We start from the raw sequence: 470 nt of genomic DNA on the forward strand, positions 1-470 counted from the left end.
GATATATAACAATGCTAAAAAAGGGGCTTTACGCCCCTTCATTCAAAACCTTAAGAGCAAGGTTTTTACTGGGCCTGGCTCTCTAGGTATTCATCATAGTTACCGTTAAAGTCGACTATGCCATCAGGCGTAATCTCGATAATACGTGTCGCCAAAGATGAAACAAATTCTCTATCGTGAGAAACGAACAGTAGAGTTCCTTCAAACTTTTCTAGCGCCATATTCAAGGATTCAATAGACTCCATGTCCAAGTGGTTAGTCGGCTCATCCATCACAAGAATATTTGGCTTCTGAAGCATGATCTNGCCAAATAGCATCCTGCCCTGCTCTCCACCCGAAATCACTTTGACTGACTTGTTGATATCGTTCTGAGAGAAAAGTAAGCGACCAAGAGTGCCACGAATCACTTGTTCGTCATCACCTTCTTGCCCCCATTCACCCATCCATTCGAATAGATCTTTGTCTTCTTC

Annotated in this window: 1 protein-coding gene; it reads right to left on the bottom strand. The window is 42.9% G+C overall.

Annotation, left to right across the window (positions count from 1 at the left end):
* Nucleotides 1-65: 65 nt before the first annotated feature.
* Nucleotides 66-470 (bottom strand): ATP-binding cassette domain-containing protein (locus tag A3729_RS06240; protein ID WP_156497735.1); only part of this gene is annotated, 405 nt, incomplete at its 5' end.

Source organism: Oleiphilus sp. HI0043, from assembly GCF_001634935.1.